This window comes from Allobosea sp. 67-29 (assembly GCF_001898115.1).
In the GTDB taxonomy this organism is placed as follows: Bacteria; Pseudomonadota; Alphaproteobacteria; order Rhizobiales; family Beijerinckiaceae; genus Allobosea.
Genome location: NZ_MKSQ01000005.1, coordinates 1 through 25762 on the forward strand (window position 1 = coordinate 1; position 25762 = coordinate 25762).

24 protein-coding genes are annotated in these 25762 nt (G+C 69.0%); 22 read left to right on the plus strand and 2 right to left on the minus strand.

The window, feature by feature from the left end; all coding sequences use genetic code 11:
* Positions 1-999: HAMP domain-containing protein (locus tag BGO20_RS00535; RefSeq protein ID WP_299856282.1), on the minus strand; the 999-nt coding region annotated here is incomplete at its 3' end.
* Positions 1000-1358: 359 nt separating this feature from the next.
* On the opposite strand from BGO20_RS00535, the gene hslV reads away from it, so the two are divergent.
* The 18 genes from hslV (at position 1359) to trmB (ending at position 18505) form a co-directional block, all read left to right on the plus strand.
* Positions 1359-1928, plus strand: coding sequence for an ATP-dependent protease subunit HslV (hslV, locus tag BGO20_RS00540; protein ID WP_291662631.1), 570 nt, complete (start codon positions 1359-1361; stop codon positions 1926-1928).
* Positions 1925-2458 (plus strand): GNAT family N-acetyltransferase, encoded by a 534-nt coding sequence (locus BGO20_RS00545; protein WP_291662632.1) that lies wholly within the window; start codon positions 1925-1927, stop codon positions 2456-2458. Before hslV ends, BGO20_RS00545 begins: the two co-directional genes overlap by 4 nt.
* Positions 2455-3765 (plus strand): ATP-dependent protease ATPase subunit HslU, encoded by a 1311-nt coding sequence (gene hslU, locus BGO20_RS00550; RefSeq protein WP_291662634.1) that lies wholly within the window; start codon positions 2455-2457, stop codon positions 3763-3765. Before BGO20_RS00545 ends, hslU begins: the two co-directional genes overlap by 4 nt.
* Positions 3765-5339 (plus strand): murein biosynthesis integral membrane protein MurJ, encoded by a 1575-nt coding sequence (gene murJ, locus BGO20_RS00555; RefSeq protein WP_291662636.1) that lies wholly within the window; start codon positions 3765-3767, stop codon positions 5337-5339. The genes hslU and murJ overlap by 1 nt, the downstream gene beginning before the upstream one ends.
* 46 nt (positions 5340-5385) lie before the next feature.
* Positions 5386-6432, plus strand: coding sequence for a tryptophan--tRNA ligase (gene trpS / locus BGO20_RS00560; protein WP_291662637.1), 1047 nt, complete (start codon positions 5386-5388; stop codon positions 6430-6432).
* Positions 6433-6517: 85 nt separating this feature from the next.
* On the plus strand, positions 6518-7012 hold the full coding sequence (locus tag BGO20_RS00565) for a universal stress protein (protein ID WP_291662640.1): 495 nt from the start codon (positions 6518-6520) through the stop codon (positions 7010-7012).
* A gap of 106 nt (positions 7013-7118) precedes the next feature.
* Positions 7119-7679: a NifU family protein gene (locus BGO20_RS00570; protein WP_291662641.1), complete on the plus strand. Its 561-nt coding sequence runs from the start codon at positions 7119-7121 to the stop codon at positions 7677-7679.
* A 39-nt stretch (positions 7680-7718) separates the two neighbouring features.
* Positions 7719-8402 (plus strand): tRNA (adenosine(37)-N6)-threonylcarbamoyltransferase complex dimerization subunit type 1 TsaB, encoded by a 684-nt coding sequence (tsaB, locus tag BGO20_RS00575; RefSeq protein ID WP_291662643.1) that lies wholly within the window; start codon positions 7719-7721, stop codon positions 8400-8402.
* A 43-nt stretch (positions 8403-8445) separates the two neighbouring features.
* The gene (locus BGO20_RS00580; RefSeq protein WP_291662645.1) at positions 8446-8958 is read left to right on the plus strand and encodes a GNAT family N-acetyltransferase; all 513 of its coding nucleotides are present in this window, start codon (positions 8446-8448) and stop codon (positions 8956-8958) included.
* 82 nt (positions 8959-9040) lie between these two features.
* Positions 9041-9841 carry a lysophospholipid acyltransferase family protein gene (locus BGO20_RS00585; RefSeq protein WP_291662647.1) on the plus strand — a complete coding sequence of 267 codons (801 nt, stop codon included), beginning with the start codon at positions 9041-9043 and terminating at the stop codon, positions 9839-9841.
* A gap of 107 nt (positions 9842-9948) precedes the next feature.
* Positions 9949-11319 carry a tRNA (N6-isopentenyl adenosine(37)-C2)-methylthiotransferase MiaB gene (miaB, locus tag BGO20_RS00590; RefSeq protein ID WP_291662648.1) on the plus strand — a complete coding sequence of 457 codons (1371 nt, stop codon included), beginning with the start codon at positions 9949-9951 and terminating at the stop codon, positions 11317-11319.
* Between the two features lie 156 nt (positions 11320-11475).
* Positions 11476-12630, plus strand: coding sequence for a PhoH family protein (locus BGO20_RS00595; protein ID WP_291662649.1), 1155 nt, complete (start codon positions 11476-11478; stop codon positions 12628-12630).
* On the plus strand, positions 12627-13211 hold the full coding sequence (gene ybeY / locus BGO20_RS00600; protein ID WP_291662651.1) for an rRNA maturation RNase YbeY: 585 nt from the start codon (positions 12627-12629) through the stop codon (positions 13209-13211). The genes BGO20_RS00595 and ybeY overlap by 4 nt, the downstream gene beginning before the upstream one ends.
* Positions 13208-14200: a hemolysin family protein gene (locus BGO20_RS00605; RefSeq protein WP_291662652.1), complete on the plus strand. Its 993-nt coding sequence runs from the start codon at positions 13208-13210 to the stop codon at positions 14198-14200. The genes ybeY and BGO20_RS00605 overlap by 4 nt, the downstream gene beginning before the upstream one ends.
* Positions 14200-15792 carry an apolipoprotein N-acyltransferase gene (lnt, locus tag BGO20_RS00610; RefSeq protein ID WP_291662653.1) on the plus strand — a complete coding sequence of 531 codons (1593 nt, stop codon included), beginning with the start codon at positions 14200-14202 and terminating at the stop codon, positions 15790-15792. The genes BGO20_RS00605 and lnt overlap by 1 nt, the downstream gene beginning before the upstream one ends.
* 126 nt (positions 15793-15918) lie before the next feature.
* Positions 15919-16332 (plus strand): helix-turn-helix domain-containing protein, encoded by a 414-nt coding sequence (locus BGO20_RS00615; protein WP_291662655.1) that lies wholly within the window; start codon positions 15919-15921, stop codon positions 16330-16332.
* 162 nt (positions 16333-16494) lie between these two features.
* Entirely contained in the window at positions 16495-17700 is a 1206-nt protein-coding gene (gene metK, locus BGO20_RS00620) for a methionine adenosyltransferase (protein ID WP_440142624.1), read from the plus strand.
* A 109-nt stretch (positions 17701-17809) separates the two neighbouring features.
* Positions 17810-18505, plus strand: a complete 696-nt coding sequence (gene trmB / locus BGO20_RS00625; protein WP_291662659.1) for a tRNA (guanine(46)-N(7))-methyltransferase TrmB — start codon at positions 17810-17812, stop codon at positions 18503-18505.
* Here trmB and BGO20_RS00630 read toward each other — a convergent pair.
* Positions 18480-19568 carry a DUF2336 domain-containing protein gene (locus tag BGO20_RS00630; protein WP_291662661.1) on the minus strand — a complete coding sequence of 363 codons (1089 nt, stop codon included), beginning with the start codon at positions 19566-19568 and terminating at the stop codon, positions 18480-18482. The genes trmB and BGO20_RS00630 overlap by 26 nt on opposite strands.
* Positions 19569-19919: 351 nt before the next feature.
* Between BGO20_RS00630 and rimP the strand changes: the two genes are divergently transcribed.
* Genes rimP through infB form a run of 4 tightly spaced genes read left to right on the plus strand, consistent with a single transcriptional unit; the run spans position 19920 to position 25739 of the window.
* Complete coding sequence (gene rimP, locus BGO20_RS00635; protein WP_291662663.1) at positions 19920-20603, plus strand: ribosome maturation factor RimP; 684 nt, start codon at positions 19920-19922, stop codon at positions 20601-20603.
* A 5-nt stretch (positions 20604-20608) separates the two neighbouring features.
* Positions 20609-22201, plus strand: a complete 1593-nt coding sequence (gene nusA, locus BGO20_RS00640) for a transcription termination factor NusA (protein ID WP_291662665.1) — start codon at positions 20609-20611, stop codon at positions 22199-22201.
* A 14-nt stretch (positions 22202-22215) separates the two neighbouring features.
* Positions 22216-22905 carry an RNA-binding protein gene (locus BGO20_RS00645; protein ID WP_291662667.1) on the plus strand — a complete coding sequence of 230 codons (690 nt, stop codon included), beginning with the start codon at positions 22216-22218 and terminating at the stop codon, positions 22903-22905.
* Positions 22902-25739, plus strand: coding sequence for a translation initiation factor IF-2 (gene infB / locus BGO20_RS00650; RefSeq protein WP_291662669.1), 2838 nt, complete (start codon positions 22902-22904; stop codon positions 25737-25739). Before BGO20_RS00645 ends, infB begins: the two co-directional genes overlap by 4 nt.
* Positions 25740-25762 lie beyond the last annotated feature (23 nt).

Below are 25762 nucleotides of genomic sequence, written 5' to 3' on the forward strand. Positions count from 1 at the left end.
AGACAGCGCACCCGCAAACTCCGTCGTCGCCGAGTCCACCACCGCGTTGATCTCGTTGATGCCGGCCACCAGCCGCTGCATCTGCTCGTCGGCATCCTCGATCTGCAGGCGCGCCGAGAAATCGCCGGCTGCCGCCGCGGCGACGACCTCGCCGACATCCGAGACCACCGCCTCCATCGACTGCGCCCGGGCGAGGCGGGCCGCCGCGGCCTCGCGCTCCTGCTCCTGCAGCAAGGCGACCTGTTCCGTGCTCTGCCGCAGCACCGCCACCGCCCGCGCCATGGCGCCGATCTCGTCCGGCCGCCCGGTATGGGGCACGTCGACGCGGATGTCGCCGGCGGTCAGCTTTTCCATGACCTTGCCGAGATCCAGGATCGGGCGGGTGATCGAGCGCTGGGCAAAGACGAGCGCGACGCCGATCGAGATGACCAGGGTCGCCAGCAGCACCAGCGGCATCAGCCACTGCACCTGGCGGGTGAAGGCGGTGGCTTCCTCCCCGACGATCGCGCCGGCCTTTTCGATGCGCTGGCTGAAGCCGATCAGGAGGTCGTTCAGGGCCTTGCGGTTCGCGCGGTTGGCCTCGTTGTTGCCCTGGACGTTGGCGGCCTCGGGCGAAACCTCGCGGCCGAGGCGCGCCGTCTCGCTCCGGAAGGCGATGAAGTCGTCGACGGCCTTGGCGATCCGGCCGACGGTCTCGCGTTCCTCGGCCGGCGTGATCTTCTGGAGCTCGTCGCTGAATTTGCGCAGGGTCGGGAAACGATCTTCCACGCCCTTGACGAAGGGTGCGGCGTCCTTGCTCGTCTTCGACATGTAGATGCCGCGGGAATCCATCACCACGGCCGTGACGAGGCCGTTGATCCGTTGCGTCAGCAGTGCGACCTGGCCCTGGATTTCCGAGCGCGTGTTGAGGTCGTCGGCCCTGTGCAAGCCGTAAAGGCTGATAAAGGCGGAAATAATGGCCCCGCCCGCCAGGATGGCGAGCATGGAGAGAATCTTCATGCGGATGGATTTCATGGTGACGTGCCCCAGACGACCTCCCGAACGGGGAGCTCGTTTCAACGGAACGACCATTCGCGGTTAGTGATAAATATCTGTTTAATGAAACGGAACCGGGCTGACGCAGGATTCAGGGCGGTATCGAATCACATAGCGCAGGATTATGATTTAGAAATACAATCGGTAGTTGTAGAAAAGTCGGTTTAGACTTGAACGATCTACTGCAAGGCCGCCCGCAAGCCGCCGCCCCGCGCCGGGACGCTGCGGGCGAGTCGACCCGCTCGGTGCGGCAGCCCCTTGATACGGTGGCCTCGCCTGAACATGTTGCGTCTTTCGCAGTCCAGCTTCGGTTGCCGTCTCTCATGTCCGACACCAGCAATGTTCCCGTGATGCACGCCACCACCATCCTGATGGTGCGCAAGGGAGGGCGCGTCGTCATCGGCGGCGACGGCCAGGTCTCGCTCGGCCAGACGATCATGAAGGGCAACGCCAGGAAGGTGCGGCGGCTGGCGAAGGGCCAGGTCATCGCCGGCTTCGCCGGCGCCACTGCCGACGCCTTCACTTTGTTCGAGCGGCTGGAGAGCAAGCTGGAGCAGTATCCGACGCAGCTCCTGCGCGCTTGCGTCGAACTCGCCAAGGACTGGCGCACCGACCGCTATCTGCGCCGCCTGGAGGCGATGCTCCTCGTCGCCGACAAGGAGGTTTCCCTGCTCATCTCCGGCACCGGAGACGTGCTCGAGCCCGAGGCGAGCGAGCATGGCGCGGTGATGGCGATCGGCTCCGGCGGCAATTACGCCCTGTCGGCGGCGCGTGCCCTGATCGATGTCGAGCCCGATGCCGAGGCGATCGTGCGCAAGGCGATGAAGATTGCCGGCGACATCTGCGTCTATACCAATCACAGCCTCGTCATCGAGACCCTGGAGGCGGCGTGACGCCGGGCGAGATCGGTTTCCGGCCCGTCGAGCGGGACGATTATGCGCTGTTGGCCGATTGGCTGCAGCGCGCGCATTGGCGCGAATGGTGGGGCGAGCCGGAGACCGAGCTAGGCTATATCCGCGACATGGTCGAAGGGCGCGACCTGACCTGCCGGCCGTTTCTGTTCACCTTGGCCGGCAGCCCTGCCGGCTATATCCAGTTCTGGCACGTCGCGCCGCATCAGCGTCCCGAATGGGCGGATGGCAATCCCTGGCTGATGCAGGTGCCGGCCACGGCGGTCGGAGTGGATCTGTCGCTGGCTGATGGCGAAAGGCTCGGTCGGGGCATCGGCTCGGCCGTGCTGCGTCGCTTCTGCGAGCTGTTGTCCGCTCAGGGCTATCGCTCCATCGTCATCGATCCGGATCCCGGCAACGGACGCGCGGTCGCCGCCTACCGAAAGGCCGGCTTCCGGCCGATGCCGGACGTCACGAGCGGTGCCGACACCGCTCTCATCATGCAGTTTCATTCGGACAAGCCAGCATCATGACCTCTTTTTCCCCCCGCGAGATCGTCTCGGAGCTCGACCGCTTCATCGTCGGCCAGAAGGATGCCAAGCGTGCCGTCGCCATCGCGCTGCGCAATCGCTGGCGCCGCCAGCAGCTCGAAGGACCGCTGCGCGAGGAGGTCTCGCCCAAGAACATCCTGATGATCGGCCCCACCGGCTGCGGCAAGACCGAGATCGCGCGCCGCCTCGCCAAGCTGGCCAACGCGCCCTTCCTCAAGGTCGAGGCGACGAAGTTCACCGAGGTCGGCTATGTCGGCCGCGACGTCGAATCGATCGTGCGCGACCTGCTCGAGGTCGCGATCGCGCTGGTGCGCGAGAGCCGGCGCAAGGACGTCGAGGCCAAGGCCCAGCTCGCCGCCGAGGAACGCGTGCTCGACGCCCTCGTCGGAGCCGGCTCCAGCCAGGCGACCCGCGATTCCTTCCGCCGCAAGCTGCGCGCCAACGAGCTCGACGACAAGGAGATCGAGATCGAGGTGGCGGCCGGTTCCGGCGCCGCCGCGCCGATGTTCGAGGTGCCGGGGATGCCGGGCGCCTCGATCGGCGCGATCAACCTCTCCGACATGTTCGGCAAGGCCTTCGGCCAGAAGGGCAAGCCCCGGCGCATGCTGGTCAGGGACGCGCATGGCCCGCTGCTCGCCGAGGAGAGCGACAAGCTGATCGACCAGGAGGCGATCGTCCAGGCCGCGATCCGCGAGGTCGAGGAGAACGGGATCGTCTTCCTCGACGAGATCGACAAGATCTGCGCCCGCGAGGGCAAGGGCGGCGCCGATGTGTCGCGCGAGGGCGTGCAGCGCGACCTGCTGCCGCTGATCGAGGGCACGACGGTCGCGACCAAGCACGGGGCGGTGAAGAGCGACCACATCCTCTTCATCGCCTCCGGCGCCTTCCACGTCTCGCGGCCCTCCGACCTGCTGCCGGAACTGCAGGGCCGCCTGCCGATCCGTGTCGAGCTCAACCCGCTCGACATCGAGGATTTCAAGCGCATCCTGACGGAGACGGAAGCCAGCTTGATCAAGCAGTCGGTGGCGCTGATGGCGACGGAGGATGTCTCGGTCGACTTCCGGCCGGATGCGATCGACGCGATCGCCCGCATCGCGGTGGAGGTGAATTCGACTGTCGAGAACATCGGCGCCCGCCGGCTCCAGACGGTGATCGAGCGCATTCTCGACGAGGTCTCCTTCACTGCGCCGGACCGGTCCGGCGAGACGGTCACGATCGACGCGGCCTATGTCGAGGCCCGGGTCGGCGACCTGGCGAAGAACGCCGATCTGAGCCGGTTCATCCTCTGATGACCGGCCGGGGGGCGCAGGTCTCGGAACCGCACTCCCGCCTCGCCCGTGATTCGGCCGTGGTCGGCGCCGCGACCATGGCCTCGCGCCTGCTCGGCTTCGCGCGCGACGTCCTGGTCGCGCGGCTTCTGGGAGGAGGGCCGGTAGCCGACGCCTATCTGGCGGCGCTGCGCCTGCCCAATCTGATCCGGCGCGTGCTGGGCGAGGGCGGTCTCAACGCCCCGTTCGTGCCGCTCTATCTTGGCATCACCCGCGAGCGCGGCCCGGAGGAGGCGCGCCGCTTCGCGGCGGAGGCCGCCGGCAATCTTGCCGTCCTCCTCCTGCTCCTCGTCGCGGCGGGCGAACTCTTAGCGCCCTGGCTGGTTCTCGGCCTCGCCGGCGGCTTTGCCGACGAGCCGGCGACGCTGGCCTTCGCGGCCTACTACACGCGGCTGATGCTGCCCTTCCTGCTGCTGACGACGCTGGCGGCGCTGCTGGCCGCGCTGCTCAATGCGGAGCGGCGCTTCGCCGTCGCGGCGCTGGCGCCGGCGCTGATGAATGCGGTCCTGCTCGGGTTGCTGCTGGTCTTGCATCTCCATGGCGCGGCGCCCGAGAAGGCGGCGCAATGGCTCGCGGCCGGCGTCAGCCTCACCGGCCTGGCGCATCTGGCGCTGATCCTGCTGGCGCTCCGCGGTCTCGGGCTGCCGCGCCCGGTGCTGCGCTGGTCGCCCGACATGACGCGCCTTCTGCGTACCGGCGGCGCGACCCTGCTCGCGGCCTCGGCGGGCCAGCTCGTCCTCTTGGTCGCGACGCAGATCGCCTCGACCGAGCCCGGTGCCGTTTCGGCGCTGTACTATGCCGACCGCGTCTTCCAGCTCCCGCTCGGCTTCGTCGGCGTGGCGATGGGGACGGTCGTGCTCTCCGACATGGCGGGTGCCGCCGGGCGGGACGGGCCCGATGCGATGCTGGGACGGTCGCTGGCGCTGGGGCTGGCGCTGGCACTGCCGGCCGGCGCTGCGCTGGTCGCGCTGGCAGACCCGATCGTCTCGGTGCTGTTCGAGCATGGCCGCTTCGAGGCCGCCGACCGCATGCGGACCGCTGGCGCGCTTGCCGCCTTCGGCTACGGCCTGCCGTTCGCCATCGTGGCGAAGGTCTTTGGCCAGGTCTATTTCGCGCGCCGCCTGCCGCGCCTGCCGCTGCTGTCCGGGATCCTCGCGGTGCTCGTCGCTGCGCTAGCCGGGCTTGGGCTGGCGGCCGGCGGCAATGCCGCGCAGATGGCGGCCCTGGCAGCGACCTTCGCCTTCGCGACCCAGGCGGCGGTGCTGGGCGCGATGCTGGTCAGGGACGGCATCTGGCGGCCGAGCATCGGCAATCTGCGGCCGATCGCGGCCAGCCTCGCCGCGAGCATGCTGATGCTGGCGTCGCTGCCCGTTCTGCTGGCGGTCCTGTCCGGCCCGCTCGCTCCCGACCGGCCGTTCCTGCATCGCGCCGCTGCCCTGGCATCGATCTGCACGAGCGGCGTCGTCGTCTACGCTGTCGCGGCTTGGCTTCTGGGTGCCTTCGGCGCTCTCCCCTTGCGCAAGCGGCGGGCTTGAGCCAGAAGCGCCCCTTCCTCCCTCCATCGTGACGACGGAGTGCCCCATGTCGGGTTTTCACCAGCGCGTATTCTCAGGCATGCAGCCGACCTCGACGCTGCATCTCGGCAACTATCTGGGCGCGCTGACCAATTGGGTGGCGATGCAGGACACGCACGAGTGCATCTATTGCGTCGTCGACATGCATGCGATCACGATGTGGCAGGACCCCGCCGACCTGAAGCGCGCCATCCGCGAGGTCACGGCGGCCTACATCGCGGCCGGCGTCGATCCCGCCAAGAGCATCATCTTTAACCAGAGCCAGGTCTCCGGCCATGCCGAGCTTGCCTGGATCTGCAACTGCATCGCGCGGCTGGGCTGGATGAACCGCATGACCCAGTTCAAGGAGAAGGCCGGCAAGGACCGCGAGAACGCCTCGCTTGGCCTTTACGCCTATCCGAGCCTGATGGCGGCTGACATCCTGCTCTACAAGGCGACGCATGTGCCGGTGGGCGAGGACCAGAAGCAGCATCTGGAGCTGACCCGCGACATCGCCCAGAAGTTCAACAACGACTTCGCGCCGCAGATCGCCGAGCGCGGCCTCGGCACCGGCGAGCTCGGCTTCTTCCCGTTGCCCGAGCCGATGATCATGGGGCCGGCCCAGCGCGTCATGAGCCTGCGCGACGGCACCAAGAAGATGTCGAAGTCCGACGCGTCGGATTATTCGCGCATCAACCTGACCGACGATGCGGAGGCGATCGCCCAGAAGATCCGCAAGGCCAAGACCGATCCCGAGGCGCTGCCCTCCGAGGAGAAGGGGCTGGAGGGTCGTCCGGAGGCGGAGAATCTCGTCGGCATCTATGCCGGCCTCTCCGGCCTGGCGAAGGGCGAGGTGCTGCGGGAATTCGGCGGCAGCCAGTTCTCCGGCTTCAAGGCGGCGCTGGTCGATCTCGCCGTCGAAAAGCTCGCTCCCATCGCCGGTGAGATGCGCCGCCTGCTCGCCGATCCCAAGCATATCGACGCGATCCTCGGCGAGGGTGCGCAGCGGGCCGACGCCATCGCCGCGCCAATCCTGCGCGACGTCAAGGACATCGTCGGCTTCGTCCGCAGCTGAGGCGCGGGCCTCGCCCCGGGGGCTTGCGCCGGGTCGCCGGCGCAGGCCACCATGCCGCTTCCTGAAGCGGCGGCAGGATTGATCCATGGTCAAGAGACGACGGTCCTACGAGACGGGCCATCGCCCGAAATTCCTCGCGGTGGTCGATGACAGCGAGGAATGCGCCAAGGCCCTGCGCTTCGCGGCGCGCCGCTGCGCCCGTGTCGGCGCGGCCATCGTGCTGCTCGGCGTCGCCATGCCGCCGGAGCACGAGACCTGGCTCGGCGTCGGCGAGGTGATGCGGGCGGAAGCGGAGGCCGAGGCCGAGAAGCGTCTCGATGCCGCCGCCGCCGTCGTTCGCGCGCTCGCCGGCCTCGAGCCGGAGAAGGTCGTGCGCACCGGCAACAGGGCCGCCGAGCTGGTGAAGCTGATCGAGGAGGACGAGGACATCTCGCTGCTGGTGCTCGCCGCGGGCACCGGCCGCGAAGGCCCTGGCCCGCTCGTCAGCGCGCTCGCCGGCAAGTCCTCCGCGAACTTCCCGATTCCCGTCGCCATCGTGCCCGGGCATCTGGAGGACGAGGAGATCGACGCGCTGGCCTGAGGCCCGGCGGGGCGGCCAGCCACCCTTCCGGCTGGAATGATTCCATCCGCCGGCCTATATCGGAGCCAGGAACGGCGACCTTGAACCGCCGGTACCGGAGGTATCCATGTTCATCCAGACAGAAGCGACGCCGAATCCGGCGACCCTGAAGTTCCTGCCCGGGCGCATCGTCATGGGCAGCGGCACACTCGACATGCGCGAGCCTGCCGAAGCCGAGCGCTCGCCACTGGCGCAGCGCCTGTTCGGCGTCTCCGGCGTGTCCGGGGTGTTCCTCGGCTCCGATTTCATCACGGTCACCAAGTCGGACGGCGAGTGGCCGCATCTGAAGCCGGCGATCCTCGGCGCCATCATGGAGCATTTCATGTCGGGTGCGCCGGTGCTTGCCGAGGGCTCGGCCGCCGACGCGACCGAGGATGGGGAGTTCTTCGCGGAGGAGGACGCCCAGACCGTCGAGACCATCAAGGACCTTCTCGAGACCCGCATCCGCCCGGCGGTGGCGGGCGACGGCGGCGACATCACCTTCCGCGGCTATCGCGACGGCACGGTCTACCTCGTCATGAAGGGCGCCTGCTCGGGCTGCCCCTCCTCGACGGCGACGCTGAAACACGGCATCCAGAACCTGCTGCATCACTTCCTGCCGGAAGTGCGCGAGGTCGAGGCGGTCTGACCGTCTCTTGCCGCAAGATGGAAGGTTGAGCCTGCCCCGATGCGCATTCTCGCGATCGACACCGCGCTCGGTGCCTGCTCGGCCTGCGTGCTCGAAGCGGGCGAGGCCGAACCGCTCGCCCGCGAGCAGCTCGCCATGGACCGCGGCCACGCCGAGGCGCTGATGCCGCTGGTCGAGCGCGTGATGGACGGGCTCGAGGGGGGATTCGCCTCGCTCGGCCGCGTCGCCGTCACGGTCGGCCCGGGCAGCTATACGGGCCTGCGCGTCGGGGTCAGCGCCGCGCGTGCGATCGCCTTCGCCGCCGGCATCCCGGCCGTCGGGGTCACCACGGTGGCGGCTTGTGCCGCCCCGCTGATCGGCCGCGAGCCGGGGCGCGTCATCGCGGCCGCCCTCGACGCGAAGCATGGCCAGGTCTGGTTCCAGGCGCTGAGCTCCGAGGGCAAGCCGCTCGTCCCGCTCCGTCAGGTCAGCTATCGCGACGCGGCGCGCGCTATCGGCGCCGGGCCCGTCAGCCTGGTCGGTTCCGCGGCCCTGGCGGTGGCCAATGAAGCCTGGGCGATCGGCCTCGACGCGGTCGTGGTCGATGGTGCCACGGCGCCCGACATCGCCTGGGTCGCGCGTCTGGGCCTGATCGCCGATCCGCAGAGCGCGCCGCCGCGCCCGCTCTATCTCAAGGCACCGGAAACGACGCCCCAGGACAAGGCGAGGCTGCCGCGCCGATGAAAGCGCCCCCGGAGCCGGACAGCGGTTGACCTTGCGACAGGCCATGTCAACAAGCGTCATGGATTGGTTGCGCAAGCTCCTTCACCCCGATTCGGCGCCGGCACGGACCGCGCGGCTCGACGCCGCCCATGCACGGCGGGTCGCGGCATTGCATCATCAGGGCGGTTTCGCCCGCGGCTGGGAGCCGTCGGAATGCGCGGCGCTGATGGCCGACTCCGCCGTCGTGACGGACGGCGTCTTCAGCGGTGCCGGCCACAGCCCGGACGGCTTCGTCATCTCGCGCAAGGCGGCCGACGAGGCCGAGATCCTCAGCATCGTCGTGGCGCCGTCGCGACGCCGGGACGGACTTGGCCGCGCGCTCCTCGCCGCCCATCTCGCCCGCCTGGCCGGGGAAGGCGTCTTACAGGTCTTCCTCGAGGTCGAGGAGGGCAATCAGCCGGCGGAGCGACTCTACCGCCATTTCGGCTTCCGCGAGGTCGGGCGCCGCAAGGGCTATTATCCCAAGCCCGACGGCACGCGCGCGAGCGCAATCGCGATGCGGCTCGATCTCGCGTGACATCCTGCGACGATCGCGCGATGACGGGGCGGTTTCAACAGTTTTCGGACGGCCAGCCACCGATGCCCGGACCCGCTCGCGCATGAACGGATTTTCCGCTGGCGCCGCCTTTCGCCTGGCGCTTCTCGGCCTTGGCACGCTGGCCCTGCTGCCGTTGCAGATGCTGGTCGTTCGCGCCCTGCCGAAGCGGGCCGGCGTACTGCCGCGCTCGTTCCATCGGCTCGCCTGCGTCTGCCTCGGCGTGCGCTGCCGCGTCAGGGGCACCCCGCCCCCGCCGGGCTCGGGTGCGCTGATCGTGGCGAACCATGTGTCCTGGCTCGATATCTGCGTGCTCGGCGCGGCGCGCCAGCTTGCCTTCGTCGCCAAGAGCGAGGTGGCCGGCTGGCCGGTGATCGGGCTCTTCGCCAGGCTGCAGCACACCGTCTTCATCGACCGCCAGCGCCGCAGCGCCACCGCCGGCGTGGCCGCCGCGATGGGCGCCCGCATCGCGGCTGGCGAGGATATCGTCCTGTTCGCGGAGGGTACGACCGGCGACGGCACGCGGGTCCTGCCGTTCCGGTCCTCGCTGCTGGGGGCGGCCCACCAGGCGATGGGTGAGGGGGATGGCGATGTGACCGTCTATCCGCTCGCCATCACCTACACCGGCTGGCAGGGGCTGCCGGGCGGACGGATCGGGCGCAGCGCGCTCGCCTGGTATGGCGACACCGAGCTGGTGCCCCATCTCAAGCATGTGCTCGCCTGCGGCACCGTCGATGTCGAGCTGGTCTGGGGGGCGCCGATCGCGATGGGCCGCGCGACCTCCCGCAAGGAGGCGACGCGGCTCGTCGAAGCCAGCGTGCGCGCCGCCCGCCGGCAGGCCGTGACGGGCCGCCCGGCGGTTTGACGACTGCGCTGGCGCGGCGCTTGCTTTCCCTCCGCTGTGGCAGGCCGATCATTTTCAAGCGGCGCGAACCGGAGTAAGGAGACGGTTTGGAGATCCCGACCGCGACGATGAAGAAAGTCCACATCAAGTCCTTCGGCTGCCAGATGAACGTCTATGACGGGCAGCGCATGGCCGACATCCTGGGCGAGCAGGGCTATGAGGAGACGGCGACGCCGGAAGGCGCGGATCTGATCCTGCTGAACACCTGCCATATCCGCGACCGCGCCGTGCAGAAGGTCTACACCGAGCTCGGCAAGCTGCGCGACATCAAGGCCGCCCAGAAGGCCGAGGGGCAAGAGACGAAGATCGTCGTCGCCGGCTGCGTCGCCCAGGCCGAGGGCGGCGAGATCCAGCGCCGCCAGCCGGCGGTCGACCTCGTCGTGGGCCCGCAGGCCTATCACCGCCTGCCGGAATTGCTGGCCGAAGCCTCAGTGAAGCGTGTCGTCGACACCGACCTGCCGATCGAGGACAAGTTCGGCTTCCTGCCGGCGCCGAAGCCGCAGGTCATCCGCGCACGCGGCGTCTCGGCCTTCGTCACGGTTCAGGAAGGCTGCGACAAGTTCTGCGCTTTCTGCGTCGTGCCCTATACGCGCGGCGCCGAGTTCTCGCGCCCGGTCGCGCAGGTCGTGGCCGAGGTCGAGCGGCTGGCCGAGGCCGGCGTGCGCGACGTCACCCTGATCGGCCAGAACGTCAACGCCTATCACGGCGAGGGGCCGGACGGCGTCGTCTGGGGGCTCGCGCGCTTGATGCATCGCGTCGCCGAGGTGCCGGGCATCGCCCGCATCCGCTACACCACCAGCCACCCGCGCGACATGGACGACGACCTGATCGCCGCCCATCGCGATCTGCCCCAGGTGATGCCCTTCCTGCATCTGCCGGTGCAGGCGGGCTCGGACCGCATCCTCGCGGCAATGAACCGCAAGCATACCGGCGACGAATATCGCCGCCTGATCGCGCGCATCCGCGCGGCCCGGCCCGACATCGCCCTCTCCTCCGACTTCATCGTCGGCTTCCCCGGCGAGACCGATGCCGATTTCGAGGACACGATCCGTCTCGTCGACGAGATCGGCTTCGCCTCGAGCTATTCGTTCAAGTACTCGCCGCGCCCCGGTACACCGGCTGCCGATCTCGACGGCCAGATTCCACGCGAGTTGATGGACGAGCGGCTCTATCGCCTGCAGGAGCGGATCGAGCACCACCGCCAGGCCTTCAACGCGGCGATGATCGGGCGGACGGTCGACGTGCTGCTGGAACGCGCCGGGCGCCATCCGGGCCAGCTTGCCGGCAAGTCGCCCTATCTGCAGGCTGTCCAGATCGACAGCGACACGAATCGGATCGGCGACATCGTGCGGGTGAGGATCGAGGAGAAGAGCACCAACTCGCTCTTCGGCCGCAAGCTCGATGCCGAAGGCGATGAACGGAAGGAAATGGCCGCTTGAGCGCGGCGCGACCCGTTCCCATCTGGGTGCGGCGGGCGCCCTGTCATCAGGCTGAGATCGTTGCGTTCGGTTATGCTGCAGGACGACCCGGCCGGGCGCTTCCGTCCGCCGGGATCAGACGCCAGGGAGACGACTCATTTGGCACAGGCTGATTCGATGACGCCGAAACCCGACCGGACCCCGCGGCGTGAGATCGCCCCGCCCAGGGGGGACAACCTGGCCCGCGAGGGCTTGCCGGCGACCGAGGTGACGCTGACCTTCGAAGACAACCGCCTCGCCAGCCTCGTCTTCGGCCAGTACGACCAGAACCTCGCCCATCTCGAGCGGCGGCTCGGCGTCGTCGTCAATCCCAACGGCAACCATGTCACGGTGAAGGGCCCGCGCGAGACCGCCGAGCAGGCGAGCCGCGTGCTGAAGACGCTTTATGCCCGCGCCAAGGCCGGCGCGGCGGTGACGCTCGGCGATGTCGACGGGGCGATCGAGGAGAGCAACGTCCAGCGCTCGCTGTTTCCGACGGCCGATTCCGGCAAGACCTCTTTCGACGCCATCGTGACCCGCAAGCGCGGGCCCGTCAGGGCGCGCAACGCGGCGCAGGACGCCTATCTGCGCCAGCTCAAGCGCCATGAGCTCGTGCTCGCGGAGGGCCCGGCCGGCACCGGCAAGACCTGGCTCGCGGTCGGCCACGCCGTCTCGCTGATCGAGCAGGGCGTCGTCGAGCGCATGATCCTGTCGCGCCCGGCCGTCGAGGCGGGTGAGCGCCTCGGCTTCCTGCCCGGCGACATGCGCGAGAAGGTCGATCCCTATCTGCGCCCGATCTACGACGCGCTGAACGATTTCATGGAGGCGCGCCATGTCGAGCGCGGCCTGCAGACCGGGATGATCGAGATCGCGCCGCTCGCCTTCATGCGGGGCCGCACCCTCTCGAATGCGGTCGTGCTGCTCGACGAGGCACAGAACGCCACCTCGATGCAGATGAAGATGTTCCTCACCCGCCTGGGCGAGGGCTCCCGCATGATCATCACGGGCGACCCCTCCCAGATCGACCTGCCGCCGGGCCAGCGTTCCGGCCTCGTCGAGGCGGTGAAGCTGCTCAAGGATGTCGAGGGCGTCGGCTATGCCCGCTTCGAGGAAGGCGACGTCGTCCGCCATGAACTGGTGCGACGCATCGTCATGGCCTATGAGACGGCCTCACGCCGTGAGCGCGAGGAACGCGAGGCGGCGATGCGCAATCCCGGCGCAGCCTCCGAGGCCGAGCGCGAGGGCGACAGCGAGGGGCTGAAACGCATGTTGGCGCGGGAGCGGCCGCGATGACCGATCGACCTCGCGCGCGGCGTTCGGCGCCGCCCGCGAAGACCATTCCGAAGCTGTCGCTCGACATCCGGGCGGAGTCGCGCCGCTGGCGCGAGCTGGGCCACCTCGCCGCGCTGCGCGACATTGCCGGCGAGGCGCTTCGCGCCGGGCTTGCCGTGGCGCCGCGCCAGCCGCTCGATGGTGCCGAGCTCAGCCTGCTGCTGACCGACGACCGCCGGATTCGCATCGTCAACCGCGACTGGCGCGGCTTCGACAAGGCCACCAACGTGCTCTCCTTCCCGGCCGCACCACCCGCGCGCATCGCGGCGAGCCCGCTGCTCGGCGACATCGTCGTGGCCTATGAAACGGTGGCGCGCGAGGCCGAGGCCGAGGGCAAGAGCCTCGCCGACCATTTCCGTCACCTCGTCATTCACGGGCTGCTGCACCTGCTCGGCGAGGATCACGAGACCGAGGCCGAGGCGCGCCGCATGGAGGCGCTCGAGGTCGAGGCGCTCGCCAGCCTCGGCATTGCCGATCCCTACGCCGACTCAGAGCTCGTCAAGCAGGCGGCATCGGCGTCCGCAGAACTTTCGCGATCATGAGTGACGACAGCCGACAATCCCCCAACGAAACCAACGGCCGCGGCCTCGGACACTGGCTCGGCCAGTTCCTCGACCGGCTCGGCCTGCGCGGCGGCGGCACCGCCCGCGAGGAGATCGTCGAGGCGCTGGCGGAGGAGAACGGCGAGCTCGCCGATTTGTCCGCGCAGGAGCGGGCGATGCTCACCAACGTCCTCAGCCTGCGCGAGCGCCGGGTCGGGGACGTCATGGTGCCGCGCGCCGATATCGCGGCCGTCCCCTCCGACGTGACGCTGGACCAGCTGCTGGCGGAGTTCCGCACCGCCGGTCATTCGCGCCTGCCGGTCTTCGACGATTCGCTCGACGATCCCCGCGGCATGGTCCATATCCGCGACTTCCTCGAATACATCGCCGAGAAGGCCCACCCGGCCGCGAGCCCCGCCGACACCGGGGCCGAAGAAGCGCAGGCCGCCCCGCACGATCTGGCGGCGGTCGACCTCGCCACGCCGCTATCGGCGACCAAGCTGCTGCGGCCGGTCCTCTATGTCCCGCCTTCGATGCCGGCCGTGGATCTGCTCGTCCGCATGCAGGCGACCCGGACCCACATCGCCCTGGTGATCGACGAATATGGCGGCACGGACGGGCTGGTCTCGATCGAGGACCTGATCGAGATCGTCGTCGGCGACATCGAGGACGAGCACGACACCGAGGAGGCCGCGATCGTCCCGAGCGGCGAAGGCTGCTTTGCCGCCGATGCCCGCGCCACGCTCGAAGAGCTCAAGGAAGCGACCGGGGTCGATCTTTCCGGCAACGAGGTCGCCGACGACATCGACACGCTGGGCGGGCTGATCGTGACGCTCGCGGGCCGCGTGCCCGCCCAGGGCGAGACCATCGACGGCCCGGAAGGGCTCTCCTTCGAGGTCCTCGATTCCGACCAGCGTCGCGTCAAGCGCCTGACCATCCACCGCCGTGACCAGACGGCGTCCGAAGAAGCGGCGATGGAGCAGGGCTGATGCGCATCGCCCGCGTCGCGGAGGCCGTCATCCTGGCCTGGGGATGGCGCCGCCGCCTGATCGCCTTTGCCGCTGGCGCCAGCGGCGCGCTGGCCTTGCCGCCGCTCGATCTGTGGCCGCTGGTCGTGGTGCCGATGACGCTGGCCGTCTGGCTCATGGACGGCGCCGTCGGGACGACCCGCCGGCAGCGCTTCCGCTCGGCCTTCGCCGCCGGCTGGTGGTGGGGCTTCGGCTTCTTCGTCGCGGGCCTCTGGTGGCTTGGGGCGGCCTTCCTCGTCGAGGCCGACAAATTCGCCTGGGCGCTGCCGCTCGGCGTGGTCGCGCTGCCGGCCTTCCTCGCAGTCTTTCCCGCCTTCGCCTTCGGCGCCGCGCGTCTGTTCTGGCCAAAAGGGGCGGGGCGGATCCTGGTGCTGGCGGCACTGCTCGGCACCAGCGAATGGCTGCGCGGCCATGTGCTCACCGGCTTTCCCTGGAACGTCTATGGCATGATGCTGACCGGCGAGGTCCATCTCGAGCAGGTGGCCTCGCTCTTCGGGCTCTACGGGCTCACCCTCTTCGCGGTCGCGATCGGCGCAGCACCGGCGACCCTCGGCACCGGCATGGGCCGGTCCGGCCGCTGGGCCCCCACCTGCCTGGCTGTCGCAAGCCTCGCCGCCTTCTTTGCCTATGGCTTCTGGCGGGTGCCGTCGGCGCCTTCGCCGCTTGTCGCCGGCGTCAAGCTGCGGCTGATGCAGCCCAACCTGCCGCAGGATGCCAAGTTCAACGGCAACAACGGCGCGGCGATCCTCGAGCACTATCTGGAGCTGAGCGACCGGGCGACGAGCCCGCAGACGCCCGGGCTGCAGGCCGTGACCCACCTGATCTGGCCCGAATCGGCGTTCCCCTTCCTGCTCGGGCGCACCCCCCAGGCCTTGTCGCGCATCGCCGCCGCGCTGCCACCCGATGTCACGCTGATCACCGGCGCGGCCCGGGCCGGGGAGATCCTGCCCGGCGAAGGCCGCCCGCCGATCTACAATTCGATCCAGGTGGTCAACGACGAAGGCGTCATCGTCGCCAGCTATGACAAGACCCATCTGGTACCCTTCGGCGAGTATCTGCCGCCGATCCTCGGCACGCTGATTCGGGCCGTCGGCCTGTCGCAATTCGTCTCGATCCCCGGCGGATTCTCCTCGGGCAACGCCCATCTGCCACTGGCGATCAAGGGGTTGCCGAACGCGGCGCCCTTGATCTGCTACGAGGCGGTCTTTCCCGGCGCGGTCGTGCCGCGCGGAGCGCGCCCGGCGTTCTTCCTGAACGTCACCAATGACGGCTGGTTCGGACAGACGAGCGGTCCCTACCAGCATTTCGCCCAGGCGCGGTTGCGCAGCGTCGAGGAGGGTCTGCCGCTGGTCCGCGTCGCCAACACCGGCATCTCCGGCGTGGTCGATGCCTATGGCAGGGTCGTCGCCAGCCTGCCGCTCGGCAGCGAGGGCGTGCTCGACGTCGGCCTGCCCCGCCCGGGGCCACTGACCGTCTATGCCCGGCTCGGCGACCTTGTTTTCGCCGGAATGCTGGTTCTGTTCTTGCTCCTGGCGTGGATTCGAAGGGGCTGATCCCACGCTTTCGAACTTCTGAGCGAGAACAGTGGACCCCGTCGTTTCCTTGTAATACATCACAGATTCTGCGCCGACCAGGATTGCGGCTCCTGGCCACGACCGTGACTCTAGGGCAGGCGAAAAATGATCAAGAAGGTTCCCAATCCAATCGACCGCCATGTCGGCAGTCGCGTTCGTATGCGCCGCATGCTCGCGGGGATCAGCCAGGAAAAACTGGGCGAAGCGCTGGGGCTGACATTCCAGCAGGTTCAGAAATACGAGAAGGGCTCGAATCGCATCAGCGCGAGCCGGCTGCAGCAGATCGCCAAGATGCTCGATGTGCCGGTCGCCTTCTTCTTCGATGGTGCCCCGACCGACGACATGCCGGCTGGCGGCTTCGCGGATTCGACCGCGACGACTTACATCTCCGACTTCCTGGCGACCAGCGAGGGCGTCCAGCTGACGAAGGCCTTCACCCGGATCAAGGACAGCCGGGTTCGCCGGCGCATCATCGATCTGGTCGAGGCGCTTGCCGGCGAAACGGTCGAAAAGCCGTAGATTCGCTGCCTCTTCGTTCGGATTGGCGAACGCGCTTCCCGATTAAAGAATTATTGCGCTTGACGGCGAACGCGTCCGGCTGCAATGACGGTGCGCTTTTCGTGCCGGTGCGGTCGCACCGGCCGCTCTCACGATATCCTTGATTCAAGGGAAGCCGCGACCGTGTCACGCCAGAATTACCTGTTCACCAGCGAGTCGGTCTCGGAAGGCCATCCCGACAAGGTCTGCGACCGCATCTCGGACGAGATCGTCGACCTGTTCTTCAAGGAGGCGATCAAGGCCGGCTACGAGCCGTCCAAGGTCCGCGTTGCGGCCGAGACGCTGGCGACGACGAACCGCGTCGTCATCGCCGGCGAGGTCCGCACCCATCTCGACGAGAAGCAGATCAAGTCGAAGGTCAAGTCGGCGGCGCGCAAGGCGATCCGCAACATCGGCTACGAGCAGGACGGCTTCCACTGGAAGAAGTGCAAGATCGACGTGCTGCTGCATCCGCAGTCGGCCGACATCGCCATGGGTGTCGACGAGTCCGGAAACAAGGATGTCGGCGCCGGCGACCAGGGCATCATGTTCGGCTATGCCAGCCGCGAGACGCCGGAGCTGCTGCCGGCGCCGATCTACTATGCCCACAAGATCCTTGAGACGCTGACGCTCGCCCGCAAGAAGGGCGAGGGCGACGCCGCCAAGCTCGGCCCCGACGCCAAGAGCCAGGTCACCGTCAAGTACGAGAACGGCAAGCCGGTCGGCGTGACGCAGATCGTGCTCTCGACGCAGCATCTCGACGAGAGCCTGTCCTCGGCCGACGTCCGCAAGATCGTCGAGCCCTATATTCGCGCGGCGCTGCCGGAAGGCTGGATCTCGAAGGACACGGTCTGGCACATCAATCCGACCGGCAAGTTCGTCATCGGCGGCCCGGACGGCGATGCCGGCCTGACCGGCCGCAAGATCATCGTCGACACCTATGGCGGTGCGGCTCCCCATGGCGGCGGCGCCTTCTCGGGCAAGGACCCGACCAAGGTCGACCGTTCGGCGGCTTACGCGGCGCGCTATCTCGCCAAGAACGTCGTCGCGGCGAAGCTCGCCGACCGCGCCACGATCCAGCTCTCCTATGCGATCGGCGTGGCCAAGCCGCTGTCGATCTATGTCGACCTGCACGGCACCGGCAAGGTCGACGAAGCCAAGCTCGAGGACGTGCTCGGCAAGATCGTCGACCTCTCGCCGAACGGCATCCGCACCCATCTCGGCCTCAACAAGCCGATCTACGCCAAGACCTCGGCTTACGGCCATTTCGGCCGCAAGGCCGGCCGCGACGGTTCCTTCTCCTGGGAGAAGACCGATCTGGTCGACGCGCTGAAGAAGGCCGTCGCCTGAGCCGGCGATTCGGCTTCAATCGACGAGGCCGGAGCCGATCGCTCCGGCCTTTTCGTTGTGCTGGAGACCCGCTCGAAGCGCTGATGGGCGGACCGGAGACCGATCCGACATGACGAACGACGTCGATCACGACGACCGGGCCTTTTTCGGCCGCCGCAAGGGTAAGGCGCTGCGCGACGGGCAGAGCCATCTGATCGAGCATGTCTTGCCGCGCCTGCGGCTGCCGGAGGGTGCGATCGCCGATCTGCAGGCGCTGTTTCCGCAGGCTGTCGAGGCGGTCCGGCTGGAAATCGGCTTCGGCGGCGGCGAGCATCTCTTGATGCGCATGCGCGAGAGCCCGCAGATCGGCTTCATCGGCGTCGAGCCCTTCATCAACGGCATGGCCAAGTTTCTGGCCGTCGCCGAGCGCGAGGGGCTGACCAACATCCGCGTCTGGGACGGCGACGCCGCGCTGATGCTGCCGCGCCTGCCGGCCGGAAGCCTCGACGCCATCGATCTGCTGTATCCCGATCCCTGGCCCAAGCGCCGCCAGCGCAAGCGCCGCTTCGTCTCCGAGCGCACGCTCGGCCTTTTCGCCAGGGCATTGAGACCTGGAGGGCGCTTCCGCTTCGCCAGCGATATCGATGATTACGTCGGCTGGACGCTGTCACGCCTGCTCGCGTCGCCGGATTTCGACTGGGCCGACGAACGGCCCGGCGACTGGCGCACGCCCTATCCCGGCTGGATCCGCACCCGCTACGAGGCGAAGGCTGTGCGGGAAGGCCGGATCTCGAGCTATCTCACGGCCTTGCGTCGCGCATCCTGAGGAAGCCGAGGACGCGCTGGGCGGTGCCCTGCGCGAGATTGCGGAAGCTCTCGCGGGCGCGATCGATCGCAGCCGGCGACTTTCCCAGATCCTTGCGCAGCGAGATCAGCGCCGCTGTGGTTTCCCAGGACCAGCCGAGGCCGCGGCCGACCAGCAGGACGGCTTCGCGGTCGGCTCCGAGGATGATCTGCTCGGCGGCGGGCAGGCTGAGCTGGGCCAGCACGGCAAGCGCACAGATCGCATGCTCCGTCGCGCCCTGCTCCGCGAAGCCGCGCACCTTGGCTTCGTCGAGAGCTCCGGCCTCGTTGAGCTCGCGGATTTCGGCAAGGGCTGCGCTGATCGGGCCGAGCTCGCCCGGCATCTGGCCTTCGGCGGCGAGCGCCTCGGCGCCGCGTTCCACGGCATCCTCGATCTCCCCGACCAGGGCGGGGGCGAGGCTGTCGTTGAGGCGCTTGCGGGCCGAATTCTTGGCCGCCCGCATCAGCTGCTCGGCGAGCTCGGCGGGAATGTCCCGGCGCAGGCCGAGCGTGGCCTGCAGCGCGTCGTCCTGCACCGCCCGCATCACCAGCACGCCCATGCCGTGACGCGAAAAGCGTGCCGTCTGGTTGGCCGCGACGGCATGCGTCACGACGCGGCCGCCACGCAGGATCAGGAAATCGGTCACCGGCTCCCCCAGATTCGGCCGCTCGGTGATCGCGAGCATATGGTCGCGGCCCTTCGCGGCCGAGATCGCGACGAGGTCCTGGTCGCTCAGCCTGGGCGAATGGATGAGGACGGGGCGAGCCACGGCGATTTCGTCGAGGGCGAGCTGGTGCACCACGCCGTTCGGCGCATTCGGAACCGGGGCGAGCCGCTCGGCCAGTTCGATGCGGGCGCGCAGCTCGATCGCCCGCGACAGGCGTCCGATCACGGCGTCGAAGACCCCGACCTGCTCCTCGCCCATGTCCACGGCCGTGGCCAGGAACAGGTCGGTCAGCCGGGCGAGGATGTCCGAGCGCTGGGGCCCGGAGCCGCGCAGCATCGTGGTTTCCAGGTCCCGCAGCAGTGTGGCGACCGCACTCATTCCTCGTCCTCGCCTCATTGCGCGTCCGACGGGACGCGGCAACGATGATCTGCCCTATTGCCGTCGCATCGAGGGGTTCCGAGAGGGCCCCACCTTCCGGTCCGACGCCGCGGCGTTTCGCCGGAAGGTGACAGGCAAGGATGACCAACGCGTTAGCGTGATCGGCAAAAAGCGGGCTCCGCCGGCCGCGGCTGCGCCGATGCTTGCATCTCGATGCGGTCCGGACTACATAGCGACCAACAGCTCTGGTATCGGTCAAGGCCGATGATCAAGAGCGGGCCTGCCGGCCCGCTCTTTTTTATTGGCCGCGACCCCGGAGGCACAGGGACGGTCCGGGCCGCGAATCCACTGATGAACGAACCGACAAGCGAAGCGACCGAGGCGCGCATCGTCGTTGAAAGCGGCGTTGCGGCGCGCGTCGCGGTGATCGTGGAGCCCGCGATCCTCGATCTCGGCTACCGCTTGGTCCGCGTGCGCGTCACCGGGCAGAACGGCTGCACCGTGCAGATCATGGCCGAGCGGCCGGACGGCTCGATGACCGTCGAGGGCTGCGAGGAGATCAGCCAGGCCGTTTCGCCCGTCCTCGACGTCGACGATCCGATCCAGGCGGCCTATTATCTCGAGGTGTCTTCGCCGGGTATCGACCGGCCGCTGGTGCGTGCGAGTGATTTCGAGCGCTGGGCCGGGCACCTCGCCAAGTTCGAGATGAGCGAGCCGGTTGGCGGGCGCAAGCGTTTCCGCGGCATCCTGCGCGGCGTTGCCGGCAAGGACGCGCTGCTGGCGCGCGACGACGCCAAGGGCGACGAGGAGCGCGACGTCGCGATCCCGATGGCGCTGATCGCCGAGGCCCGCCTCGTGCTGACCGACGCGCTGGTGACGGAATCGCTGCGCCGCGGCAAATCGGGCCTGCCGCCCGAGATGCCGGCGGCGGACGAGATTGCGGCCCCGAAAAAGGGCCGCGGAAAATCGCTGGGGCCGCGCCCGGGCAAGACAAGCGGACCGGCTCCGCGCGAAACTGATACGGAAGAGGAGTGAGCGTCATGGTGGTCGCCGCCAACAGGCTCGAATGGCTGCAGATCGCGGATGCCGTCGCCCGCGAGAAATCGATCGACCGGCAGATCGTGCTCGACGCGATGGAGGACGCGATCGCGCGTGCCGCCCGCTCGCGCTACGGCGCCGAGACCGACGTGCATGCCGAGATCAACACCAAGACCGGCGAACTGCGCCTCGCCCGCCATCTCCAGGTCGTCGAGACCGTCGAGAACCCGGCAATCGAGATCACCGTCGACGAGGCCAAGCGGCATAACCCGGCCGCCCAGGTCGGCGACGTCATCGCCGATCCGCTGCCGCCCTTCGATTTCGGCCGCATCGCCGCCCAGTCGGCCAAGCAGGTTATCGTGCAGAAGGTGCGCGAGGCCGAGCGCGACCGCCAGTACGACGAGTACAAGGATCGCATCGGCGAGATCGTCAACGGCGCGGTCAAGCGCGTCGAATACGGCAACGTCTTCGTCGATCTCGGCCGCGGCGAAGCCATCATCCGCCGCGACGAGATGATCCCGCGCGAGACCTTCAAGGTCGGCGACCGCGCCCGCGCCTATGTCTACGACGTGCGCCGCGAGCCGCGCGGCCCGCAGATCTTCCTGTCGCGTACCCATCCGCAGTTCATGGCCAAGCTCTTCGGCCAGGAAGTGCCGGAAATCTATGACGGCATCGTCGAGGTGAAGGCCGTCGCCCGTGATCCGGGCTCGCGCGCCAAGATCGCCGTCATCAGCCGCGATTCTTCGATCGACCCCGTCGGCGCCTGCGTCGGCATGCGCGGTTCGCGCGTGCAGGCCGTCGTCGGCGAGCTGCAGGGCGAGAAGATCGACATCATCCCGTGGTCGCCGGACGTCGCGACCTTCGTCGTCAACGCGCTGCAGCCGGCGGAAGTCGCCAAGGTCGTGCTCGACGAGGAAGCCGACAAGATCGAGGTCGTGGTGCCGGACGAGCAGCTCTCGCTCGCCATCGGCCGTCGCGGCCAGAACGTCCGCCTCGCCTCGCAGCTCACCGGCTGGGACATCGACATCCTCACCGAGCAGGAGGAATCGGAGCGCCGCCAGAAGGAGTTCGTGCAGCGCACCGACCTGTTCATGAACGCGCTGAACGTCGACGAGACGGTCGGCCAGCTGCTCGCCTCGGAAGGCTTCCGCAATGTCGAGGAGGTCGCCTATGTCGACCTCTCCGAGCTGGCCTCGATCGAGGGTTTCGACGAGGACACGGCGACCGAGATCCAGAACCGCGCGCAGGAATACCTGGCCGCGGTCGAGGCCGAGCTCGACGAGAAGCGCCGGGCGCTCGGCGTCGAGGACGCCTTGCGCGAGGTCGAGGGCGTCACCACCTCCATGATGGTCGCGCTGGGCGAGAACGACGTGAAGAGCGTCGAGGACCTCGCCGGCTGCGCCACCGACGACCTGATCGGCTGGACCGAGCGCAAGGACGGCGAGGCCACCCGCCACGCCGGCTACCTCGACGGCTTCGATCTCTCGCGCCAGGATGCCGAGGCCCTGATCATGTCGGCCCGTATCCATGCGGGCTGGATCGAGGCGCCGGCCGAGGAGCCTGAGGCGGAGGCCGGCGAGGAGGCCGAGGCCTGAGCGGAGCACCGGCTGTGAAGGCAGCGCGGCAGGACGGGCCGGAACGCAGTTGCGTCGTCACCCGCACGGTGAAGGCGCCCGACGATCTGATCCGCTTCGTCGCCGGCCCGGACGGCACGCTGGTGCCGGACCTGCGCCGGAAGCTGCCGGGAAGGGGCGTCTGGGCGAGCCTCAGCCGCAAGACGGTGGCCGAGGCGATCCGGCGCAAGGCCTTCGAGCGCTCGCTCAAGGCGAAGGTTGCGGTTCCGCCGGACCTTCCCGAGGTGATCGATGCGCTGATGCTGCGCGATGCGCTGCAGGCGCTCTCGATGGCGAACAAGGCCGGTCTCGTGACCGCCGGCTTCGCCAAGGTCGAGGCCTTGATCGAGTCCGGGCGCTGTCGTGCCGTCATCGCGGCGAGCGACGGCGCCGAGGACGGCAGGCGCAAGATCGGCCAGGCCATCAGGCGGATCGGCGTGGCGCGTGAAGCCGAAGGGCTCAAGGCCCGCGAACTGCCCGTCGTCGCTATTTTCACGGCGGCGGATTTGGAATTGGCGTTGGGGCGGGCACATGTGATACATGCCGCGCTTGCTCCGGGACCGGCGGCTGAGGGTGTGCTCTCCCGCTGGCGTCGGCTCGTCCGTTACCGGACGGACGATACCGCCGCATCCGACCAGAACGAACCCGAAGACACGACCGAACCGGCAGGACCGAACGCGGAATGACCGATACCAAGACCCCGGGCGACAAGACTCTGACCGTCAACCCGCCCAAGACCCTGTCGCTGAAGCGGCCTGTCGAGCAGAGCACTGTTCGCCAGAGCTTCTCGCATGGGCGCTCGAAGCAGGTGGTCGTGGAGGTCAAGCGCCGCGTCCCCGGACATGACGTCAAGGAGCCGGTCGCGCCGCGCGCGCCGCAGGCCCCGTCCCAGCCGGCGCCCCGGCCCGCCCCGCAGGCGGCCCCGCCGCAGCGCCCGGCCGGCGGCATGCTGCTGCGCACCCTCTCCGATGAGGAGAAGGACGCCCGTCAGCGCGCCCTCGCCGAGGCTCGCAGCACCGAGGCCGAGGCGCGTCGCGCCGCGGAGGACGAGGCTCGCCAGCGTGCGCTGGCGGCCGAACGTGAACGCCAGGAGCGTGAGGCCGCCGCGGCCCGCCAGCGCCAGGAGGAAGAGCGTCGCCGTCAGGAGGACGATCAGAAGCGCCGTGCCGAAAGCGCGCTCCGCCAGCGCGAGGAGCAGGCCGTGCGCCCGGCCGCGCCCGCACCGGCTCAGCCGCGCGAGACCGCCCCGCCGCCGGCCCAGGCGCCTGCGCCGCAGCCCACCCAGTATTATGGCCGCCCGGCGCCGTCCGGCCCGCGTGAGTACGCGTCCCGTGGTCCGGGCGCCGGCCGCGATCCCGGCTCGCGTCCGCCGCGCCTGGATTCCCGTCCGCCGCGCTCGGATTCGCCGCGTCCGCCCCGCATGGATGCCTCGGCCCCGGCCGAGCCCGCCATCGCACGCCCGACCCGCCAGGCGCCGCCGTCTTCCGGCGCGCCGCGCAGCCGTTCCGACGGTGACGTCGATGTCCGGGCGGCCTTCCGCCGCGCCGGCGTGGGTGCCGGCGCCGGCCGGGGGCCTGCTCCGGCGGCGCCCAAGACGCCGAAGAGCACCAATGACCGCCCGCGCGGCCGCCTGACGCTCGCCACCGCCACCGGCGGCGACGACGAGCGGACACGCTCGGTCGCCTCGTTCCGCCGGCGCGTGCAGCGCATGACCGGCCACCGCGCCTCGGACGCTCAGAAGGAGCGCGTGATGCGCGAGGTGATCATCCCCGAGACGATCACCATCCAGGAACTCGCGAACCGCATGACGGAGCGCGGCGTCGACGTCATCCGCCTGCTGATGAAGCAGGGCGCGATGCACAAGATCACCGACGTGATCGACGCCGACACCGCCCAGCTCATCGCCGAGGAAATGGGCCACACCGTCAAGCGCGTCGCCGAATCCGACGTCGAGGAAGGCCTGTTCGACACGCCGGACACCGACGAGACCCTGGAGGCGCGGCCGTCGGTCGTGACCATCATGGGCCATGTCGACCACGGCAAGACCTCGCTGCTCGACGCGATCCGCAAGACCAAGGTCGTCACCGGCGAGGCCGGCGGCATCACCCAGCATATCGGCGCCTATCAGGTGACGACGCCGCTGGGCTCGAAGGTGACCTTCATCGATACGCCCGGCCACGCCGCCTTCACGGCGATGCGCGCCCGCGGTGCCAAGGTGACGGATATCGTCGTGCTGGTCGTGGCGGCCGATGACGGCGTCATGCCGCAGACCGCCGAGGCCATCAACCACGCCAAGGCGGCCGGCGTGCCGCTGATCGTCGCGATCAACAAGGTCGACAAGGCCGACGCCAACCCCGACCGTGTCCGCGCCGAACTGCTCCAGTACGAGATCCAGGTCGAGACCCTGGGCGGCGAGACGCTCGAGGTCGAAGTCTCCGCCAAGACCGGCCACAACCTCGACAAGCTGCTCGAGGCGATCTCGCTGCAGGCCGAGCTGCTCGACCTCAAGGCCAACCCGCATCGCCCGGCCGAAGGCACGGTCATCGAGGCCAAGCTCGATCGCGGCCGTGGCCCGGTCGCCACCGTCCTCGTCCAGCGCGGCACGCTGCGCACCGGTGACATCATCGTGGCGGGCGCCGAATGGGGCCGCGTCCGCGCCCTGATCGCCGATACCGGCGCGCAGGTGAAGGAGGCTCCGCCCTCCATGCCGGTCGAGGTTCTCGGCTTCAACGGCACGCCCGAGGCCGGCGATCGCGTCGCGGTGGTCGAGTCCGAGGCCCGCGCCCGCGAGATCACCGATTACCGCGAGCGTCAGCGCCGCGACCGCCTCGCCGCCCGCGGCGCGGCCTCGGGCGCCGGCCGCTCGCTGGCCGAGATGATGCGCGAGCTCAAGGAAGGTGCCGGCCGCAAGGAATTCCCGCTCGTCGTCAAGGGCGACGTGCAGGGCTCGGTCGAGGCCATCGTCGGCGCGCTTGAAAAAGTCGGCAACGACGAGGTGCGGGCCCGCGTCCTCTCCTCGGGCGTTGGCGCGATCACCGAATCGGATATCACGCTCGCCCAGGCTTCGGGCGCGGTCGTGGTCGGCTTCAACGTCCGCGCGCACAAGGAAGCGCGCGAGGCGGCTGAGCGGGCTGGCGTCGAGATCCGCTACTACAACATCATCTACAACCTCATGGATGACGTTAAGGACGCGATGTCGGGCCTGCTGGCGCCGACCCTGCGCGAAACCATGCTCGGCAATGCGACGATCCTCGAGATCTTCAACGTCTCGAAGGTCGGCAAGATCGCCGGCTGCCGCGTCACCGACGGCACGATCGAGCGCGGCGCCCATGTCCGCCTGATCCGCGACAACGTCGTGGTCCACGAGGGCAAGCTCGGCCAGCTCAAGCGCTTCAAGGACGACGCCAAGGAAGTCGTCGCCGGCCAGGAATGCGGCATGGCGTTCGAGAGCTACCAGGACATGCGCGTCGGCGACGTGATCGAGTGCTATCGCGTCGAGGAGATCAAGCGCAGCCTCTGAGCGGCTGCGCTTTCCAACCAGCA

What these genes read in the sequence shown, in the direction of transcription:
- hslV (WP_291662631.1), top strand. Translation starts at nt 1,359, where the DNA reads ATGTCCGACACCAGCAATGTTCCCGTGATGCACGCCACCACCATCCTG.
- hslU (WP_291662634.1), top strand. Translation starts at nt 2,455, where the DNA reads ATGACCTCTTTTTCCCCCCGCGAGATCGTCTCGGAGCTCGACCGCTTC.
- murJ (WP_291662636.1), top strand. Translation starts at nt 3,765, where the DNA reads ATGACCGGCCGGGGGGCGCAGGTCTCGGAACCGCACTCCCGCCTCGCC.
- trpS (WP_291662637.1), top strand. Translation starts at nt 5,386, where the DNA reads ATGTCGGGTTTTCACCAGCGCGTATTCTCAGGCATGCAGCCGACCTCG.
- BGO20_RS00565 (WP_291662640.1), top strand. Translation starts at nt 6,518, where the DNA reads ATGGTCAAGAGACGACGGTCCTACGAGACGGGCCATCGCCCGAAATTC.
- BGO20_RS00570 (WP_291662641.1), top strand. Translation starts at nt 7,119, where the DNA reads ATGTTCATCCAGACAGAAGCGACGCCGAATCCGGCGACCCTGAAGTTC.
- tsaB (WP_291662643.1), top strand. Translation starts at nt 7,719, where the DNA reads ATGCGCATTCTCGCGATCGACACCGCGCTCGGTGCCTGCTCGGCCTGC.
- BGO20_RS00580 (WP_291662645.1), top strand. Translation starts at nt 8,446, where the DNA reads ATGTCAACAAGCGTCATGGATTGGTTGCGCAAGCTCCTTCACCCCGAT.
- BGO20_RS00585 (WP_291662647.1), top strand. Translation starts at nt 9,041, where the DNA reads ATGAACGGATTTTCCGCTGGCGCCGCCTTTCGCCTGGCGCTTCTCGGC.
- miaB (WP_291662648.1), top strand. Translation starts at nt 9,949, where the DNA reads ATGAAGAAAGTCCACATCAAGTCCTTCGGCTGCCAGATGAACGTCTAT.
- BGO20_RS00595 (WP_291662649.1), top strand. Translation starts at nt 11,476, where the DNA reads ATGACGCCGAAACCCGACCGGACCCCGCGGCGTGAGATCGCCCCGCCC.
- ybeY (WP_291662651.1), top strand. Translation starts at nt 12,627, where the DNA reads ATGACCGATCGACCTCGCGCGCGGCGTTCGGCGCCGCCCGCGAAGACC.
- BGO20_RS00605 (WP_291662652.1), top strand. Translation starts at nt 13,208, where the DNA reads ATGAGTGACGACAGCCGACAATCCCCCAACGAAACCAACGGCCGCGGC.
- lnt (WP_291662653.1), top strand. Translation starts at nt 14,200, where the DNA reads ATGCGCATCGCCCGCGTCGCGGAGGCCGTCATCCTGGCCTGGGGATGG.
- BGO20_RS00615 (WP_291662655.1), top strand. Translation starts at nt 15,919, where the DNA reads ATGATCAAGAAGGTTCCCAATCCAATCGACCGCCATGTCGGCAGTCGC.
- trmB (WP_291662659.1), top strand. Translation starts at nt 17,810, where the DNA reads ATGACGAACGACGTCGATCACGACGACCGGGCCTTTTTCGGCCGCCGC.
- BGO20_RS00630 (WP_291662661.1), bottom strand. Translation starts at nt 19,568, where the DNA reads ATGAGTGCGGTCGCCACACTGCTGCGGGACCTGGAAACCACGATGCTG.
- rimP (WP_291662663.1), top strand. Translation starts at nt 19,920, where the DNA reads ATGAACGAACCGACAAGCGAAGCGACCGAGGCGCGCATCGTCGTTGAA.
- nusA (WP_291662665.1), top strand. Translation starts at nt 20,609, where the DNA reads ATGGTGGTCGCCGCCAACAGGCTCGAATGGCTGCAGATCGCGGATGCC.
- infB (WP_291662669.1), top strand. Translation starts at nt 22,902, where the DNA reads ATGACCGATACCAAGACCCCGGGCGACAAGACTCTGACCGTCAACCCG.